Annotated in this window: 17 protein-coding genes; 6 read left to right on the top strand and 11 right to left on the bottom strand. The window is 67.0% G+C overall.

Features of this window, described 5'->3' with window-relative positions; genetic code table 11:
• Window positions 1–31 precede the first annotated feature (31 nt).
• Window positions 32–460, bottom strand: a complete 429-nt coding sequence (locus ACZ1J6_RS17010) for a protein tyrosine phosphatase family protein (RefSeq protein WP_132264635.1) — start codon at window positions 458–460, stop codon at window positions 32–34.
• 300 nt (window positions 461–760) lie between these two features.
• Between ACZ1J6_RS17010 and ACZ1J6_RS17005 the strand changes: the two genes are divergently transcribed.
• The 6 genes from ACZ1J6_RS17005 to queC all read left to right on the top strand — a co-directional run bounded on the left by ACZ1J6_RS17005 (window position 761) and on the right by queC (window position 5,981).
• Complete coding sequence (locus ACZ1J6_RS17005; protein ID WP_465127587.1) at window positions 761–1,549, top strand: cold-shock protein; 789 nt, start codon at window positions 761–763, stop codon at window positions 1,547–1,549.
• A 140-nt stretch (window positions 1,550–1,689) separates the two neighbouring features.
• On the top strand, window positions 1,690–2,880 hold the full coding sequence (locus ACZ1J6_RS17000) for an aspartate aminotransferase family protein (RefSeq protein ID WP_134094719.1): 1,191 nt from the start codon (window positions 1,690–1,692) through the stop codon (window positions 2,878–2,880).
• A complete protein-coding gene (gene argF, locus ACZ1J6_RS16995) occupies window positions 2,880–3,806 on the top strand; it encodes an ornithine carbamoyltransferase (RefSeq protein ID WP_465127586.1) in 927 nt (308 codons plus the stop codon). The genes ACZ1J6_RS17000 and argF overlap by 1 nt, the downstream gene beginning before the upstream one ends.
• Complete coding sequence (hslO, locus tag ACZ1J6_RS16990) at window positions 3,803–4,708, top strand: Hsp33 family molecular chaperone HslO (protein ID WP_132264640.1); 906 nt, start codon at window positions 3,803–3,805, stop codon at window positions 4,706–4,708. Before argF ends, hslO begins: the two co-directional genes overlap by 4 nt.
• A gap of 58 nt (window positions 4,709–4,766) precedes the next feature.
• Window positions 4,767–5,237: a hypothetical protein gene (locus ACZ1J6_RS16985; RefSeq protein ID WP_243654144.1), complete on the top strand. Its 471-nt coding sequence runs from the start codon at window positions 4,767–4,769 to the stop codon at window positions 5,235–5,237.
• Window positions 5,238–5,285: 48 nt separating this feature from the next.
• Window positions 5,286–5,981, top strand: coding sequence for a 7-cyano-7-deazaguanine synthase QueC (gene queC, locus ACZ1J6_RS16980; RefSeq protein ID WP_465127585.1), 696 nt, complete (start codon window positions 5,286–5,288; stop codon window positions 5,979–5,981).
• 160 nt (window positions 5,982–6,141) lie between these two features.
• On the opposite strand, the gene ACZ1J6_RS16975 is transcribed toward queC, so the two are convergent.
• The 10 genes from ACZ1J6_RS16975 to ACZ1J6_RS16930 all read right to left on the bottom strand — a co-directional run bounded on the left by ACZ1J6_RS16975 (window position 6,142) and on the right by ACZ1J6_RS16930 (window position 15,165).
• Window positions 6,142–7,164 carry an OmpA family protein gene (locus ACZ1J6_RS16975; RefSeq protein WP_132264644.1) on the bottom strand — a complete coding sequence of 341 codons (1,023 nt, stop codon included), beginning with the start codon at window positions 7,162–7,164 and terminating at the stop codon, window positions 6,142–6,144.
• Window positions 7,165–7,352: 188 nt separating this feature from the next.
• Window positions 7,353–7,811, bottom strand: a complete 459-nt coding sequence (locus ACZ1J6_RS16970) for a DUF2793 domain-containing protein (RefSeq protein ID WP_134094716.1) — start codon at window positions 7,809–7,811, stop codon at window positions 7,353–7,355.
• Window positions 7,812–7,845: 34 nt separating this feature from the next.
• A complete protein-coding gene (locus ACZ1J6_RS16965; RefSeq protein WP_465127584.1) occupies window positions 7,846–10,050 on the bottom strand; it encodes a phage tail protein in 2,205 nt (734 codons plus the stop codon).
• An 11-nt stretch (window positions 10,051–10,061) separates the two neighbouring features.
• Complete coding sequence (locus ACZ1J6_RS16960; protein WP_465127583.1) at window positions 10,062–10,478, bottom strand: hypothetical protein; 417 nt, start codon at window positions 10,476–10,478, stop codon at window positions 10,062–10,064.
• Window positions 10,475–11,296, bottom strand: a complete 822-nt coding sequence (locus ACZ1J6_RS16955) for a DUF2163 domain-containing protein (protein WP_465127582.1) — start codon at window positions 11,294–11,296, stop codon at window positions 10,475–10,477. The genes ACZ1J6_RS16960 and ACZ1J6_RS16955 overlap by 4 nt, the downstream gene beginning before the upstream one ends.
• Window positions 11,293–13,644 (bottom strand): phage distal tail protein, Rcc01695 family, encoded by a 2,352-nt coding sequence (locus tag ACZ1J6_RS16950; RefSeq protein WP_465127581.1) that lies wholly within the window; start codon window positions 13,642–13,644, stop codon window positions 11,293–11,295. Before ACZ1J6_RS16950 ends, ACZ1J6_RS16955 begins: the two co-directional genes overlap by 4 nt.
• A gap of 19 nt (window positions 13,645–13,663) precedes the next feature.
• On the bottom strand, window positions 13,664–14,245 hold the full coding sequence (locus tag ACZ1J6_RS16945) for a tail tape measure protein (protein ID WP_465127580.1): 582 nt from the start codon (window positions 14,243–14,245) through the stop codon (window positions 13,664–13,666).
• Window positions 14,235–14,435: a phage tail assembly chaperone gene (locus ACZ1J6_RS16940; protein ID WP_134094710.1), complete on the bottom strand. Its 201-nt coding sequence runs from the start codon at window positions 14,433–14,435 to the stop codon at window positions 14,235–14,237. Before ACZ1J6_RS16940 ends, ACZ1J6_RS16945 begins: the two co-directional genes overlap by 11 nt.
• Complete coding sequence (locus ACZ1J6_RS16935; RefSeq protein WP_465127579.1) at window positions 14,432–14,761, bottom strand: gene transfer agent family protein; 330 nt, start codon at window positions 14,759–14,761, stop codon at window positions 14,432–14,434. The genes ACZ1J6_RS16940 and ACZ1J6_RS16935 overlap by 4 nt, the downstream gene beginning before the upstream one ends.
• The gene (locus ACZ1J6_RS16930) at window positions 14,758–15,165 is read right to left on the bottom strand and encodes a phage major tail protein, TP901-1 family (protein WP_442045046.1); all 408 of its coding nucleotides are present in this window, start codon (window positions 15,163–15,165) and stop codon (window positions 14,758–14,760) included. Before ACZ1J6_RS16930 ends, ACZ1J6_RS16935 begins: the two co-directional genes overlap by 4 nt.
• Between the last annotated feature and the right edge of the window lie 32 nt (window positions 15,166–15,197).

The raw sequence follows: 15,197 nt of genomic DNA, 5'->3' as shown, positions 1-15,197 counted from the left end.
AAAGCCCCGAAGCGCCGTGCAGCCGGCAGGCTCAATTGCCGGCGGCGAACATATCGATAAGCTGGCGGATCGGCGAGACGTCGTAGCCCGCTGCGGCGGCCTTCGATGCGATCACGGAAGGGTTGTCCCCCGCCTTGGCACGGGCCAGCGCCCAGAGCAGGGTCGATCGCGTTCCCGAACGGCAATAGGCCAGAACCGGACCATCGGCAGTATCCAGGGCCTTGGCCATGGCATCGACCTGGGCCTGGCTGAAACCGCCGTGGCCCACGGGAATGGCCACATAGTCGATCCCTGCGGCGCGCGCTTCCGCCTCGATCGCATCGCCCGGCGTCTGATCGTCGCTCTCGCCCTCGGGGCGGTTGTTCACTATCCGCACGATTCCCATTTCCTTCGCTTCGGCGATGGCTTCGGTGCCGATTTGCGGGCTGGCGAAGACGGAGTCGGTGATCTGGCGGAACATGAAAGCGAGTCTCCGGTATGAAACGGGCTGTTTGCGCCCCGGTTCGGCCTGAAATTCGTCCACGTCAAGCGCCCTGTTCCCGCTAAAAGCAAGCCGGAACGTCGTGAAAATGCGTTATTTCGTCGATTGGACGGGATTCTGGACCGTAATTGTGTTCGCCATGTGGCAGAACCTCGTGTATGACTGGAGATCGCAGGTAGGATCCGGCTTGTCCCGGCTGTCTTGCTTGCCGCCCGGCGCGGTTCGTCCACGTGACCGGGTTTATGCTTTTTGGGGCGCAGCGAAGGTACGTTCGTAGACATGGGTTTTGACAGAGGTCGTCGCGGAAGGGGACGCGACAAGCGCGATGGTGGTTTTGGTGAGAACGAGTTCGATCCGTTCTTCGCCGGCCAGGATCGTTTCGGTGGCGGTGACCGTTTCGGTGGCGGCGGCGATCGCTTCGGCGGTGGCGGTGGTGACCGCGGTGGTTTCGGCGGCGGTGACCGCTTCGGCGGCGGCGGTGGTGATCGCGGCGGCTTCGGCGGCCCGCGCGGCGGCGGCGGCGGCGGCGGTGGCGGCTTCGGCGGACCCCGCGGTGGCGGCGGTGGCGGCGGAATGCCTGCCCAGGTCGTCGGCCAGGGCAAGGGCGTCGTAAAGTTCTTCAACGGCGCCAAGGGCTTCGGTTTCATTCAGCGCGATGAAGGCGGCGAAGACGTCTTCGTGCACATCAGCGCAGTGGAACGTGCCGGCCTCGAAGGCCTGGCTGAAGGCCAGCAGCTCGAATTCCAGCTCGTCGATCGCGGCGGCAAGATTTCGGCCAGCGAACTCGTCGTCGTCGGCGACGTGATCCCTGTCGAAAAGCGCGAGCCTGCGCCGCAGCGTCAGCTGACCGGCGAAAAGGCCACCGGCACCGTGAAGTTCTTCAATTCCATGAAGGGCTTCGGCTTCATCACCCGTGATGACGGCCAGCCGGACGCATTCGTTCACATCAGCGCTGTCGAGCGTTCGGGCCTTGGCGCTCTGAACGAAGGCGATCGCGTGGAGTTCGACATCGAGGTCGATCGACGAGGCAAGTACTCGGCGGTCAACCTGGCGCCGCTCCAGGGCTGATCAGCCTGCAACGCTTCCGGTGTTTGACCGGGAGCCTGCAAACACCTAAAAGCGCGCAAATGGCGGTCCGGATAGGGCCGCCATTTGTCGTTTGCGATTCCCGTTTTCACTTCACTGTTTCGTTATCGAGGAATTCCGTCATGTCGATCACTCCGCTGATGCCCGTGTACCCCCGGTGCGGCGTTCGGCCCGTTCGCGGCGAACACTGCCACCTCATCAGTGAAGACGGTCGCCGATTCCTCGATTTCGCCAGCGGCATTGCCGTCAACCTGCTGGGCCATTCGCATCCCGGCCTGATCGGTGCGATCCAGAAGCAGGCCGAGACGCTGATGCACGTCTCCAATCTTTACGGCAGCCCGCAGGGCGAGGCGATTGCCCAGCGCATCATCGACCTGACTTTCGCCGATACCGTGTTCTTCACCAATTCCGGCGCGGAAGCGGTGGAGTGCGCGATCAAGACTGCGCGCGCCTATCACCAGCACGTCGGCAACGACCACAAGTACGAGCTGATCACGTTCAACAACGCCTTCCACGGCCGGACCATGGCGACGATCAGCGCCTCCAACCAGGAAAAGATGCACAAGGGCTTCTTGCCGCTGCTGCCTGGTTTCAAGTACCTGGACTTCAATGACCTGGAAGCGGCCAAGGCTGCGATCGGCCCCAACACGGCCGGTTTCCTGGTCGAGCCGATCCAGGGCGAAGGCGGCGTGCGCATCGCCTCCGACGAATTCCTCCAGGGGCTGCGCCAGCTTTGCGACGAGCATGACCTCATGCTCGTCCTCGACGAAGTGCAGAGCGGCGTCGGCCGCGCCGGCACGCTCTATGCTTACGAGCAGTTTGGCGTGGTGCCGGATATCATGTCCACCGCCAAGGGCATCGGCGGCGGCTTCCCGGTCGGCGCCTGCCTCGCCACCGAGAAGGCCGCGCGCGGCATGGTGATCGGCGCGCATGGCTCGACCTATGGCGGTAATCCCTTCGCCATGGCCGCGATCGGCGCGGTGCTCGACGTGGTTTCGGACGAGGCCTTCCTCGCCGATGTCCGCGCCAAGGGCGAACGCCTGCGCGCACGGCTGGAACAGTTCATCGGCAATTATCCCGAGCTGTTCGAATCGGTCCACGGGCGCGGCCTGTTCATCGGCATCAAGCTGAAGAGCGAACCGCGCGCCTTCGTGGCCCACATGCGCGACAATCATCAGGTGCTGACCGTTTCGGCCGGCGACAACGTCGTGCGCGTGCTGCCGCCGCTGGTGATCGACGACAGCCACATCGACGAGTTCATGGACCGGCTTTCCGCGGCTGCCGCAAGCTACCAGCCTGAAGGGGTGGCCTGATGAGCCGGGATTTCGTAGACCTGAGTGACGCCGGCGGCCCCGTCCTGGCCGCGATGATCAACGATGCCATAGACCGCAAGGCGGCACGCAAGGGTTGGCCCAAGGGCAAGTCCGATGCCGACGCCCCGCTGGACGGTCATGTGCTGGCGATGATCTTCGAGAAGAACTCCACTCGCACCCGCGTCTCTTTCGACATGGCCATGCGCCAGCTCGGCGGCAGTGCGTTGATCCTCGAATCGGGTTCGACGCAGCTCGGCCGCGGCGAAACGGTGGCGGATACCGCCCGCGTGCTCAGCCGCATGGTCGATGCGATCATGATCCGCACCGACGATCACGCCAAGATCGAGGAACTGGCGCGCCATGCCGACGTGCCGGTCATCAACGGACTTACCGACCTTTCGCACCCCTGCCAGATCGTGGCCGATCTGCTGACCATCGTCGAGCGCGGCTTCTCGCTGCCCGGGCTTCAGCTCGCCTGGCTGGGCGATGGCAACAACGTGGCCAACTCGCTGATCGAGGCGGCAGGGCTGATGAAGTTCACCATCCGTATCGGCGGTCCGGCAGGCTATGAGCCCGATGCCGGCTTCGTCGAGCGCGCCCGCGCAGCGGGCGGCGAAGTGATCTTCACGCAGGATCCGGTCGAGGCCGTTCGCGGCGCGCAAGTGGTCGTCACCGATACCTGGGTCTCGATGGGCCAGGCTGGCGGCGAGGTGCATGTCGCGGCGATGCAGCCTTACCAGGTCAACCCGGCGCTCATGGGCGCTGCGGCCGACAATGCCATGTTCCTGCACTGCCTGCCCGCGCACCGCGGAGAGGAAGTGACGGACGATGTGATCGACGGACCGCAGTCAGGCGCCTGGGACGAGGCAGAGAACCGCATCCACGCCCAGAAATCCGTCTTGCTCTGGGCGCTGGGCAAGCTGTGATCGACGATACGCTGCGCAGCGACGACACCGGGTTCGATCGCGTCCTGGCCTTCACGGTTCCCGCGCGCCACGCGCGCGGGCGTGTCGTGCGGCTGGGGCCGGTGCTGGAAACGGTGCTTTCCGCGCATAGCTATCCCAAGGTCGTCAAGCATGTCCTGGCCGAGGCGCTGGTGCTGACCGCGTTGATGGGCTCTCTGCTCAAGGAAGATGGCGCGCAGCTGACCTTCCAGGCCCAGGCCGAGGGCGGCGCGGTGGACCTGCTCGTCTGCGATTATCGTAATGGGGAACTGCGTGGCTACTTGCGCCACGATCCGGACCTGGTCGAGCGGCTTGAGGAAGATTGCTCGCTGGAGGCGATCTTCGGTGCCGGTTACCTGGCGATCACTTTCGATCTGGAAGCCTCGAACCAGCGCTATCAGGGCGTGGTGCCGCTGGAAGGCGCCTCGCTGGCGGAAGCCTGCGAGAACTATTTCGCGCAGTCCGAACAGTTGCCTACCGTCATCCGCGTTTCGGTTCGCTCCAATGAACTGCGCTGTGTGGCCGGCGGACTGCTGGTGCAGCACCTGCCGGACGGCGAGGAAGGCAAGGAGCGGCTCCATGCCAAGGAGACCCATCCGGATTGGGAGCATGTCTCGATCATGACCCAGAGCGTCCAGCCGGCCGAACTGGTGGATCCGGTGTTGAATCTGGAGCAGCTCGTCTGGCGGCTTTTCCACGAGGAAGACGAAGTCCGGGTCGAGCCGCTGGAGCCGCTGGAGCGTGGCTGCCGCTGTTCGGTGGAATACTATCGGAACATCCTCGAACGCTTCCCCGAAAGCGAAAAGGCCGACATGCGAGACGAAACGGGTATGGTTCCCGTGGATTGTGCTTTCTGTTCCAAGATCTTGCACGTCCCCGTGTAGTAATTTTCATCCCGCCGACCGGCTTGTCTTGTCGGCGGGGAATGACGATATGGGGCCCATGACCAAGCCCCAGGCACGAAATACCTCCCGTTCGGCCCGCAAGGGCTCCCCTGTTTTACAACTGCGGATGCGGACGGCCCTTATCGTCCTGACTGTCGGCGCGGCGCTGGGCGCCGGGTCGGGGGTGATGGGACAGAAGCGGTCTCTGGACATGCTGGACCAGCTGGAGTCGGGCTCCTGGGAGCTGCGCGAGCGGGGGCAGGGCGGCTCCGTCAACGATGTCTGCGTTCGCAGCGGGCGCCAGTTGATCCAGCTCCGCCATGCCGGGCTGGCCTGCAATTCCGTGGTCGTCGAAGATTCGCCCGCCGAAGTCGTGGTGCAATATACCTGTGCGGGCCAGGGTTACGGCCGCACGCGCATTCGCCGCGAGACCGATGCCCTGGTGCAGATCGACACCCAGGGCATCGTCAATGGCCTGCCCTTCGCTTATGCGGGTGAAGGTCGCCGGCTGGGTGCCTGCCGCAACTAGGGTAAGCACACGGTTGTCATCGCTCCGGCGAAAGCCTAGCGCAGGGCCATGCAGCTTTCTCAAAATACCGAAGGCCGGAAGGCGGTCGTGCTTCTTTCCGGCGGTCTCGACTCCATGGTGGCGGCCGGCATAGCCCGCGAAACGGGTTTCGCCGTGAACGCGCTGACCATCGACTACAACCAGCGCCACCGCTGCGAGATCGACTCCGCGCGGACGATTGCCGCGTTCGTCGGGGCAGAGCGCCATGTCATCCTTCCGCTCGACTTGCGGCAGTTCGGCGGCTCCGCGCTGACGGGCGATATCGATGTGCCCAAGGACGGCGTGGGCACCGACGTGCCGGTGACTTACGTTCCGGCGCGCAACCTAGTGTTCCTTTCACTGACCCTGGCATGGGCGGAAGCGATCGGGGCCTCGGATATCTTCATCGGGGTGAACGCGCTGGATTACTCGGGTTATCCCGATTGCCGGCCCGAGTTCATCGCCGCGTTCGAGGACATCGCGAAGCTGGCGACCAAGGAAGGCGACCAGGGCACGAACTTCCGCATTCACGCGCCGCTGCAGTACATGGGCAAGGCGGACATCGCGCGGGAGGCGGCGCGGCTGGGCATGGATGCCGGAATGAGCTGGTCCTGCTACGATCCGCAGCCGGGTGACCTGGCCTGCGGTGCGTGTGACAGCTGCCGCTTGCGCAAGGCCGGTTTCGCCGATGCCGGGCTCATCGATCCGACGCCTTACGCGGTCTGACCACTCTCTCTTTTCGGAAACACACGAACGCCCCGCGCAAGCGGGGCGTTTTTTTGTGTCCTCGACAGAGGGTTTCATCCGGACCAGCCGTCTGAAGCAGGCAAAAGAAAAGGGGGCCGGATTGCTCCGACCCCCCAATCTGTAACCGTTGCCGGTTCGCTTACATGCCCGAACCCGGACCGTAAGTGATTTCGACGCGACGGTTCTGCAGCTCGCGCACGCCGTCAGCAGTCGGAACGCGCGGGTTGGCTTCACCGAAGGCCTGGCTCGAGATCGAGCCGTCCGGAATGCCGTGGCTGGTCAGGTATGCACGAACCGAGTCGTTACGGCGTGCCGACAGACCCATGTTGTACTTCGGGCTACCCGAACGGTCGGTGTAACCGGCCAGCATGATCGGAACGCTGTTGCAGTTGCCATAGGCACTGACGGCGCTGTCGAGGATGGTGGCGGCTTCCGGCGTGATGTCCGACTTATCCCAGTCGAAGAACACGATGTACGGACCCTTGTTGCATTCCACAACCGGCGGCGGCGGCGGCGGCGGCGGCGGCGGGGGCGGCGGGGGCGGCGGCGGCGGCGGCGGCGGCGGAGCTGCCGGTTCGCCGAAGTTGTAGCCCAGGGTCGCCATCAGCGAGTGCGAGCGCCAGCGGGTGCTGATCTCGTTGCCGGCAACATCGACGAAGTCGAGGTTGTTGACGTTGCTGAAGCGGTACTTCAGGCCGACGTCCACGTGGCTACTGATCGGCGCGCGGATACCCGCGATTGCCTGCCAGGCGAAGCCCGTGTCCGAATCGTCGAAGATGTCGTAGTGAACGCGGCCAACGCCGGCGCCACCACCGACGTAGCCCTGAAGGCCATCATCGGGACCGAAGTCGAGCAGACCGTTGACCATGAAGGTCAGGTTGCTGGCATCCGGGCCATTGCTGCCCATGAACGAAGCCTGGCGGTAGCTGGCTTCGGTTTCCAGACGGAAGGGACCGAAGTCGTAACCGAGAGCAACGCCACCGTCGAAGCCGGTGCCGAATTCGGCGGTCGCGACGTTGTTCACGCCGTTCACGTCGAGATCGGCGTCTTCGACGATCATCGCGCCGGCGTCGAGTTCAAGATACCACGAGTTGTCGCGCGCAAGCGCGGGCGTGGCGATAGCTGTAGAAGCCAGCGCCAGGCCAAGGACGAGTTTCCTCATATGTTTCCCCTACTAAGAGATTTGGAGCCACCGAGTGCCTCGAGTGTCTACCCCCTCAGCTTTACGTGTGCAAGCGCACATTGAACGCGACTGTTGCAGAAATGTCGCGTTTTCGGGGGGTTGGTGAAGCGTGTGACCCCTTTATTGGAAATCGACTGCACCGTATTACCCCTGTTCAATGCCACTCATTATGCTGAAGGAACGATACCCAAGGCTTGCAGAACGACAATCACTTCAGCGATCGCCGCCCGAGCCTGAACATCAACTGTCATTCCGCCAAGTGGTTCCACGGGAAGGGAAGCTTTTCTCCAAAAAATGTCGAAGAGGCGTTCCTGGCGGGTGGATAAGTCGTAAATCCTGAGCCCCTCGCGGGGTTGCGCGAAGAGCCAGTTGCCGCCGTGAAAGCCCGCCAGACAGCCCTGCTTGCCGGACCACTCGCCCGTTGCGCCCTCCGCAACCAGCCAGGTCTCGCCCGCGGCGGGATCGCCGGGCGGATCGGCACGCTCGCCCGACACGGTGCCGTGCAGCATCATGTCGCAGCGCGACAGCGCTTCGTTGACGAACGCTTCCTTCTGGGCCTGACCCACCTGGAGAAGCGGCAGGGCGAATCGCGGGGTGGTGCTTTCGAAGGTAATGGAATCGCTCATCTAATGAGTCCTCGTACTCTGGTGGGGGCGGTGTTCAGGGCAGGCGGAAGAGAGGGAGCGGATCGGACAGGGCGTAAGTCCCCTGCTGGCGCACCCTCAGGATCTCACCGGGGGCAAGCGCCGCGAACTGGGCAAGCGTGCCGGGCGGAATGTCGAGGCCGGACGAGGATACGGTCCAGCTCGCCAACGGTGCTGCGAGGGGCCCGATGGTGACCAGGTAGGTTTCCGCGTGTTCCATGAGCGGCACGTCGATGCCGTCCTGCCACACCCAGTTCCCTCGTGCGCGGCGGGTCCATTCCAGGCGCAGTGTGCCGTCCTGCAGCATGGCCGCGCGGGGATGGACGGGCGCCAGGGGGCGCAGGGTCAGACCGCTTGCCTGTAGCGGAGCCGTGACAGGTCCCGCATCGCCGCGCCCCAGCGCAACGACCCTCCGGTTCATCGCCGTGCCGACCAGCGCGGGATCGAGCGCGACGGCGCTGCCGTCCAGCAGGACGAAACTCTCGCCGGCGACATGGCCTGACACCGCCCCCTCGGTGCCGCCGCGCCCGCGCAGGAGGCCCTCCAGGCGCCACCGGCCATTGCCGAGCGACGTGGCCCGGGCGAACTGGATCATTTCCTCGCCGAGGAATGCGAGGTTGGCCCCTTCTGCGAGCTGGCGGGTCGTGGCGGCAACGAGCTGCATCGCAGCATCCACCAGAGTGACCTCGAGGCGCGAGCGGCGATCGAACAGGAGCGGACTCATCGGCGGCAGCGCTTCTGTCGCCCTGCCCATCGTCGCCCGCTTGCGCCCGCTCGGTCCCAGCGGATGGAGCGCGCCGTCGCCGCGGTCGGCGAACAGGGCCGCGCCGCTCCAGTTGCTGCCGGCGGAGGAAAGCGCGGCGAAGAGACGCGCCTGGCCCGTACTTGCCGTTGCCGGATCGCAGGGCAGTTCGAAGGCGGCCAGGACAGTGGGCATGGCCGGCAGGTCCTGCGGAGCATTGAGCCGCCCCGGATCGGCGGCCGCCTGCTCCGGATCGTTGGCCCGGACCGGCGCCAGCCGCTCGGCCGAGAGTTCGATACCCGTGTCGCGCCATTCCCATTCGAGCACGCGCCAATGCCCCGCGATGCCCGGGAACGTGACCAAGGCGCCGGGGGCCACTTCGGGATCGAGTTCGCTCGTTCGCCAGGAAATACGCTCGCGGGACCAGTCGATCCGCTGCCGCACCTGCTCGATCATGGTCCGGGCCGTGTCCGCGGAAAGCGTGGCGGGCAGTCCGATCGCGCGCGGCGCCCCGGTGCTGCTGTTGCCCGCAGGACCCTGGGCATGCTGCACGCCGGGAAGATAATCACGCTCGCTGTCGAAGTAGCGCAGCAGGGAGATGGGCTGGGCTTCGGCGGCAAGGCGGCGCCGGCTGAAACCGGCCGCACCGCCGAAGTCGTCGTCGCCGGCCGAAACCGCTGCTTCGGGCAGAGCGATCGGGCGGTCCTGGCTGCGTCTGCGGGACACGACAAGCGTGTCCGGTCCGGCGTCGACATCGAGCGGCAGGACCTGGTCGATGGTCTGCAGCACGCCGTCCAGCGGGCCGTCGCAGGTCAGGCCGCGAAAGCCTTCCAGAGGGACCGCCGCGTTCGCATCCGCGACCAGATCGCCCAGGACATCGGCCAGATCGAAGTCCTCGTCGGCCAGGACTTCGAACGTCAGGGCGGGGATGCGGTTGTAGAATTCGGAAAGGTCGAGATCCTCGAAGACGACATAGGCGAGGTCGCGGTGGGCAGGGCAGCGCGCCTCGCCCTCGGCAGAAAGGATCAGCGGGTCGCAGGGCTGGTCCCCGTGCCCCAGGTGGAGGCGCAAGGTGCCGGCGGCCTTGAGGTCCCCTTCTGTGCCGCGCAGCAGGCGGCCGTCGGCCCAGATCCGGCCGAGGGCTGCGATGGGCCGGCTGGAAAGCGCCACGGCGAAGCTGGCGGTGTAGCTGTAGGTCGTGATCGAGGCGGCGCCCTTGCCGCCGCCCAGCGTTTCGCTGCTTTCCACGAGGTCGGTGGCCCAGATCACCTGCCCGGCCACGCGCATGCGGCCGAAATGGCGAGGCAGGGGCTGGCCATAGCTGGAGCTGGTGACCTCCAGTTCCTTCAGGCGAGGGCCTTGCCGGTGCGGGGAACCGAAGATTGCGGCGTCGAACTGGCTGCCGACCATCGAGCCGATCGCGCCGCCCACCGGCCCGCCGATCGCGGTGCCGACGGCATTGAGAACGAGCGTTGCCATGTCATGTCCTTCTAGGTGATGGGATCGCAGGCCTGGCGCCAGAGCCCGGCAAGCGGCCAGTCTTCGGGAATCGGGCCGAGCACGACGCGGCCCAGTCCCGCATGGGCGTGGACGATCCGGCGCCGGTCCACGGCCACGGCGAAATGGAGCTGGCATGCCCCGGGCCGCAGCATGAGCACGTCTCCCGGCACTGCAGGCCCATTGGCAGGCGCAAGTCCCATGGACCTTGCGGCGGCGGCGACGAGCGAGTCCCGCTCCCCGCCTTCCAGTGCGCGCAGCCGATACGTGGCAGGCACTTCCATCGCGCCTCCGTGGGCGAGTGCGACGACGCCGAGGCAATCGAGCCCGATGCGTCGGTCGCGGCCATGCAGCCGGAACGGCACGCCGACGAGGCCCTTTGCCGCGGCAGCGATCTCGTCCCCGGTCATGCGGCGGGCGCGGGGTAGCGGGTGAGCAGGTCGTTGCCGGGCAGGAAGGGCTCGCCGCGGAAGTTTGCGGCGTTGCCGAACCGGGTTCCGCACGTGCCGAGGGTATGATCGCAGCCTTCGCGCAGGAACGCCCGTGTGCCGGGGGGTGGTTGCCGGTCGAGCGGATCGCCGAGCGTCAGGCGGTCACCCGTCCACCCGGCGATCTTCATTGTCATGCCGGCATAAGGACCCTCCAGCCAGCGCAGGCTGCCGCCTGCGAACAGGGCGGGATCGACGGTGGTGCCGAGCAGAAGAGAGGTGTCCTCCGCGTCCACGGCCGCGATGCTGACCTCGCGGGTGAAGCGCTGGGGATCGAGATTGCAGCCCGGTCCGCAGAAGGATGCGCGGCACGAGGGGCTGGTGCGCGGCACGGGATCCCGCGCAAGCTCTTCCTTGCGCGATGCCAGTTCGGCCGAGAACGTGCCGTCCTCCTGCGACACGGCGCCGATCGTGCCGGTGTAGAGCGTGGTGCGCTCCCGCGTTTCCCAATCGACCAGGCCGATGCGGACGAAGGCACCATCGAAGCGGCCCTCGGCCAGGTCCTCGGCCGAGATCGCCTCGTGAGTGAGCGTGCCGCGCACTTCGGCGCTATCGGCCTCGAACCCGGCGGACTTGCGGATCGACGAGGGCACCATGCCGGGCGCGGCCCGGTGGAGCAGCCCGTCGAACCAGAGGTCGGCGTCATGTGTGGTGAAGCCCAGCGTCACGCCGTCTCGGCGGTCGATGCGCCAGAAGGGGGCGGCGGTTTCGAGGTCGCCTGAAAACCAGATGCGGCTCATGACGCCTCCCGGATCTCTACGACAGGCACGCTGGGTGCTTCACCGGCGGCGAAAGCAGAGCCGGTGATTTCGAGCCGATCCTCGGCGAAGCGCACCGGGACGTCGAACAGATATCCCGCGCGGACGACGGCGCCTGCAGGCGGGGCATCTTCGAACAGCACGATACCCATCGGCTCCAGCGACCAGTTCCCCTCCTGCTCCGTGCCGCCGACCGAGACGCGCAGGGTGCCGGGCTGCGGCCGGGTGATGCGGCGGACCTGGCCAAGATCCTCCTGTCCTTCCCCGTCTCCGTAGCGCTTGACCAGCGGGAAGCCGGCGCGGGCGCCGTCGCCGGTGCCCAGGTACTGGTCGCGCGGCGTCGGCGCGGCGACCATGTCGTTCGAGCTGAAGTCGCTGGGATCGCGCAGGCGGAAACCGCGTGCGGGGCCGCGGCGGGCGCGGAAGAAGGCGATCAGCGTGCCCAACTCGGCCTCGGATCGGACGCCCGGCCCCACGTCGAAGCGCAGGCGGGCGTTCGACCACAGACTGTTGCGCCGCTCGAAGCCGGAGGCGGTCACGGAGATCGAGGTGGAGAATTCGGGAATGACGGCAGCATCCCGGCCAAGCGCGAGGGGGTAGGGCACGTCGTCGAAAGACTGCATGGGTTCGGCTCCTGAAGGCTGGAACGGTGGGGGGAGGCGGACGAAGCCGTCGCGGGCGACTTGCGGCAGAGCCCAGACGACCACCTCGTGCGGGGACCGGGCCAGGGCCTCGTCGATGCCCGCGTCGATCCGCCGCCAATGGTCGCTCTGCGCGGCGGTCAGCACGAAGCCGGCAAGATAGTCCTGGTCCTCGGGCGGGTAGCCGAGGCGCTCGTTCACCGTGGCATAGGCGCGGCGGCGCAAGACGTCGGCACCGGCGGTGAGCCAGTCGTAGTCCTCCACCTGCAGCCGGTCGAAGGCGGGCGCGGCCCAGCCCACCGGCAGGTTGGCGCGCCGCATCTCGGGCATCGCGGCGTCGAGCACGGTGGGCGTGAAGACCAGCGCCAGCGCTTCGGCCGCTGCGGGCGCCGCGGCGGCGCGAACGGCGGAGACCAGATCGGCGGTGGACCTGGCCAGCACCGCGCCGGCCGTGTCGAGCAGGGCCTGCTGGGCAGCGTCCAGCGGCGCGCGCATGTCGGGAATGACGGCGGGCGTGCCGCCAAAGGTGGCGAGAGCCTCGGCATCGTAGAGACAGATGCGGCCGTCCGCGAAGCACCACCACCAGGGCTCGCCCACCTGGAAGCGCACCGGGGCACCGGCCTCGATCATGATCCGCGCAAAGGCGGCGCCGACCGATTGCAGCCAGGCCATCGCCGCGTGGTTCGCCGGCGAGAGCAGGGTGGAGGGCGGTTCCCATCCGGTGCGCGCGGGATTGCCCAGATGATCGCGCTGCTTCCATGCGGGAGGGCAATGCTGGTCGAGCAGCTCGTAGGACAGCGAGGCCACCGGGCTGAAGCCCAGGTCCATGCATTCCCGGAAGAAGGCGCGGTGCCAGTTGCGCGTCGGCGCATTGAGCGGGTCGGCGGTCGCGCCGGCCAAATAGCCGCCATCCGCCGGGGCGAGCCGGAAGTAATGGCTCATGCCGACATAGTGGATCACCGAGCCCCGGTAGCCGAGCTGGCGCACGTTTCGCAGCAGGCGCGCGGGCGTCTGCACGCCCTGATCGTCGAAGCCCGTCGCCATGGCGAGGCCGTTGGGCGGCAGGATCACGTCGCCGATTTCCAGCATGGCCCGCGCGCCATCGGTGCGGATCTCGCTCAGTTCGATCCAGCCTTCGGCCTCGGCCGGCAGGGGTTCGGCGCTGCCGTCATAGCCGGGCGGGCAAAACGAGATGAACATGCGGTCGATCGCATGGGGCCATACCCGGTCGGCAGAAGGCAGCGAGAAACCGGCATCGAGTTCGGAGAAACGCAAGTCGATGCGGGCGTCCTCGCCGGTTCCTTCCGCATAGTTCCAAAGGCGGACGTACCAGACGCGCGCCGCGCCGGCGGCGTCCTTGCCCTCGACGGTCAGGGTGGGGCCGATGCCGGAATCGAGCGGGATCACGCCCGATGAGCGCCAGCGAAAGCTCAGCGCGGTATGGGCGTAGTCGCGGTCGGTCCGGTAGGCGAGAAGCGGGTGGTCGAGGCTGTCGACACTGTCCCAGATCAGCCCCCCGAGATCGCCCTTGCGCAGGAACGCTGCGTCGAGGCGCAGCGAATCGGGGCCTGTCGATATGAGGGAGGCCATCATCGGTCGCGGAAAGTTGACGGTCCAGAAACGCGGGTCGAAGCGCTTGATCCAGTCGCTCGCCTGTCCGTTGCGCTTGCTTGCAAGCCAGAATGCCATGTCGGTTGCTCCGGTGGTGTCAGCGGGCGGTGATCGCGCGGCGGACGGCGCTGGCGACCTGGCGCGAGGAGCGCTGAAGCGATTGGGGTGCGCTGGATCCGCGCGGGGCGTTGAGGTGGATGGCGACTTTCACGTCGCGCGCGGGGGTGCCCGGGGATGCCTCGATCCGTCCCGCCGAGGTGGGGACGAACATTTCCGGCCCCCGCTCGCCGACGACATAGCCCCGCCCGGGCGAGACATTGCCCCCGGTGGCGCGGCCCGGCAGGCCCAGCACGCTGGAGAACAGGCCGGAGAGGTCGAGCATTCCCGCCATAACCCCGGATGCGCCCGTGGAGCGGGCCGTTCCCGCACCGAGCAGGCCCTGCACCGACTGCGCGGCGATCTCTCCCAGCGTGCCGAGGGCGGCGCGCTTGAGGTCGTCGAACCCCAGGCTGCCGCGGCGGATGGCGCTGGTCAGGCCTTTTTCCAGCGCCTGTCCGGCCTGGGTGAAGCCGGAGACGAGATCGTTGTCGATGCTGCCGCGCATCCGGGCGATGTCGCGGGAAAAGCCATCGGTACTGGCCCGGACTTCCACCAGAAGGCTGTCGATTTCATCGCTCATCATCGTGCTCCATCAGCTTTTCGAGCAGGGACCGGTCGCAAGGGGATGCGGTGGGGGCAGTGAGCAGGCCGAGCGCGGCGGCGAGTTCGGCGGGGGTGGCGGCCCAGAATTCTCCGGGCCTCCATCCGAGCTGGCGCGCGGCAAGGCCGCAGAGCGCCAGTGCCGCCGCGGCGAAACGATCCTCGCTCACCCGCCGCCCTTGAGGATCTGGCCAAGCAGGCTGCGCAAGGGCGCCGAGGAAGCGGCAAGCCCCTGCGCCACGACGGCTTCGCCCACCGCCGCGCGGGGCACCGCGCGCAGCGGATCGAGGCAATGCCAGAACAGCGCCGTGATCTCCGCAAGGCGCAGCTGTCCGGCCCCGGCCCTCTCCACCAGGGCGAAGAGCGGGCCGAGTTCCTCCTCGGCAGCGATCAGCGCGGTGAAGCTGGGGCGCAGGACATGCGCTGTTCCGCCGATCTCCAGCAGCGCTTCGCCTCGCAGCGGATTGGCGGGCCGGGGCTCATGTCCACCCGTCATGCCGCGGCCACCGGACCGGAGCTTTCGAGCTGGAGCGTGTAATTGCGCTCTCCGTTGAAATCCCCGGCGTAGTCGAGGCGCTGGACGAGGAAGCGGCCGCGCAGCCGTTCTCCGTCTTCGAAGCTCAGTTCGTAGTCGTCCAGGGTGCCGGCCATGGCATTGGCGCGGATCTTCGCCTCGGCCGCACTGCCGAGGAAGATGCCGGCTGCGCTCACCGAAACCGCGCGAACGCCCGCGCCGGACAGCAGGTCCCGCCAGCCGCCGCTGTCCTTGCTGGTGACGACGACGGCATCGCCCGTCACTGACATCTGCGTAGTGCGCAGGCCGGCCACGGTCTGGTAGGCGGCGGGAATGTTGCCGTCGGAGATCTTGAGAAGGAAGGCGCTGCCTTTCTGGGCGGGCATGGATGGCTCCTTTGTCTTGCAGGGCTGGTTTC

This window comes from Novosphingobium sp. BL-S-21 (genome assembly GCF_055521655.1).
The sequence above is the reverse complement of the archived record's forward strand: the minus strand, read 5'-3'. Positions and strand labels throughout refer to the sequence as shown.

What these genes read in the sequence shown, in the direction of transcription:
- ACZ1J6_RS17010 (WP_132264635.1), bottom strand. Translation starts at nt 460, where the DNA reads ATGTTCCGCCAGATCACCGACTCCGTCTTCGCCAGCCCGCAAATCGGC.
- ACZ1J6_RS17005 (WP_465127587.1), top strand. Translation starts at nt 761, where the DNA reads ATGGGTTTTGACAGAGGTCGTCGCGGAAGGGGACGCGACAAGCGCGAT.
- ACZ1J6_RS17000 (WP_134094719.1), top strand. Translation starts at nt 1,690, where the DNA reads ATGTCGATCACTCCGCTGATGCCCGTGTACCCCCGGTGCGGCGTTCGG.
- argF (WP_465127586.1), top strand. Translation starts at nt 2,880, where the DNA reads ATGAGCCGGGATTTCGTAGACCTGAGTGACGCCGGCGGCCCCGTCCTG.
- ACZ1J6_RS16985 (WP_243654144.1), top strand. Translation starts at nt 4,767, where the DNA reads ATGACCAAGCCCCAGGCACGAAATACCTCCCGTTCGGCCCGCAAGGGC.
- queC (WP_465127585.1), top strand. Translation starts at nt 5,286, where the DNA reads ATGCAGCTTTCTCAAAATACCGAAGGCCGGAAGGCGGTCGTGCTTCTT.
- ACZ1J6_RS16975 (WP_132264644.1), bottom strand. Translation starts at nt 7,164, where the DNA reads ATGAGGAAACTCGTCCTTGGCCTGGCGCTGGCTTCTACAGCTATCGCC.
- ACZ1J6_RS16970 (WP_134094716.1), bottom strand. Translation starts at nt 7,811, where the DNA reads ATGAGCGATTCCATTACCTTCGAAAGCACCACCCCGCGATTCGCCCTG.
- ACZ1J6_RS16965 (WP_465127584.1), bottom strand. Translation starts at nt 10,050, where the DNA reads ATGGCAACGCTCGTTCTCAATGCCGTCGGCACCGCGATCGGCGGGCCG.
- ACZ1J6_RS16960 (WP_465127583.1), bottom strand. Translation starts at nt 10,478, where the DNA reads ATGACCGGGGACGAGATCGCTGCCGCGGCAAAGGGCCTCGTCGGCGTG.
- ACZ1J6_RS16955 (WP_465127582.1), bottom strand. Translation starts at nt 11,296, where the DNA reads ATGAGCCGCATCTGGTTTTCAGGCGACCTCGAAACCGCCGCCCCCTTC.
- ACZ1J6_RS16950 (WP_465127581.1), bottom strand. Translation starts at nt 13,644, where the DNA reads ATGGCATTCTGGCTTGCAAGCAAGCGCAACGGACAGGCGAGCGACTGG.
- ACZ1J6_RS16945 (WP_465127580.1), bottom strand. Translation starts at nt 14,245, where the DNA reads ATGAGCGATGAAATCGACAGCCTTCTGGTGGAAGTCCGGGCCAGTACC.
- ACZ1J6_RS16935 (WP_465127579.1), bottom strand. Translation starts at nt 14,761, where the DNA reads ATGACGGGTGGACATGAGCCCCGGCCCGCCAATCCGCTGCGAGGCGAA.
- ACZ1J6_RS16930 (WP_442045046.1), bottom strand. Translation starts at nt 15,165, where the DNA reads ATGCCCGCCCAGAAAGGCAGCGCCTTCCTTCTCAAGATCTCCGACGGC.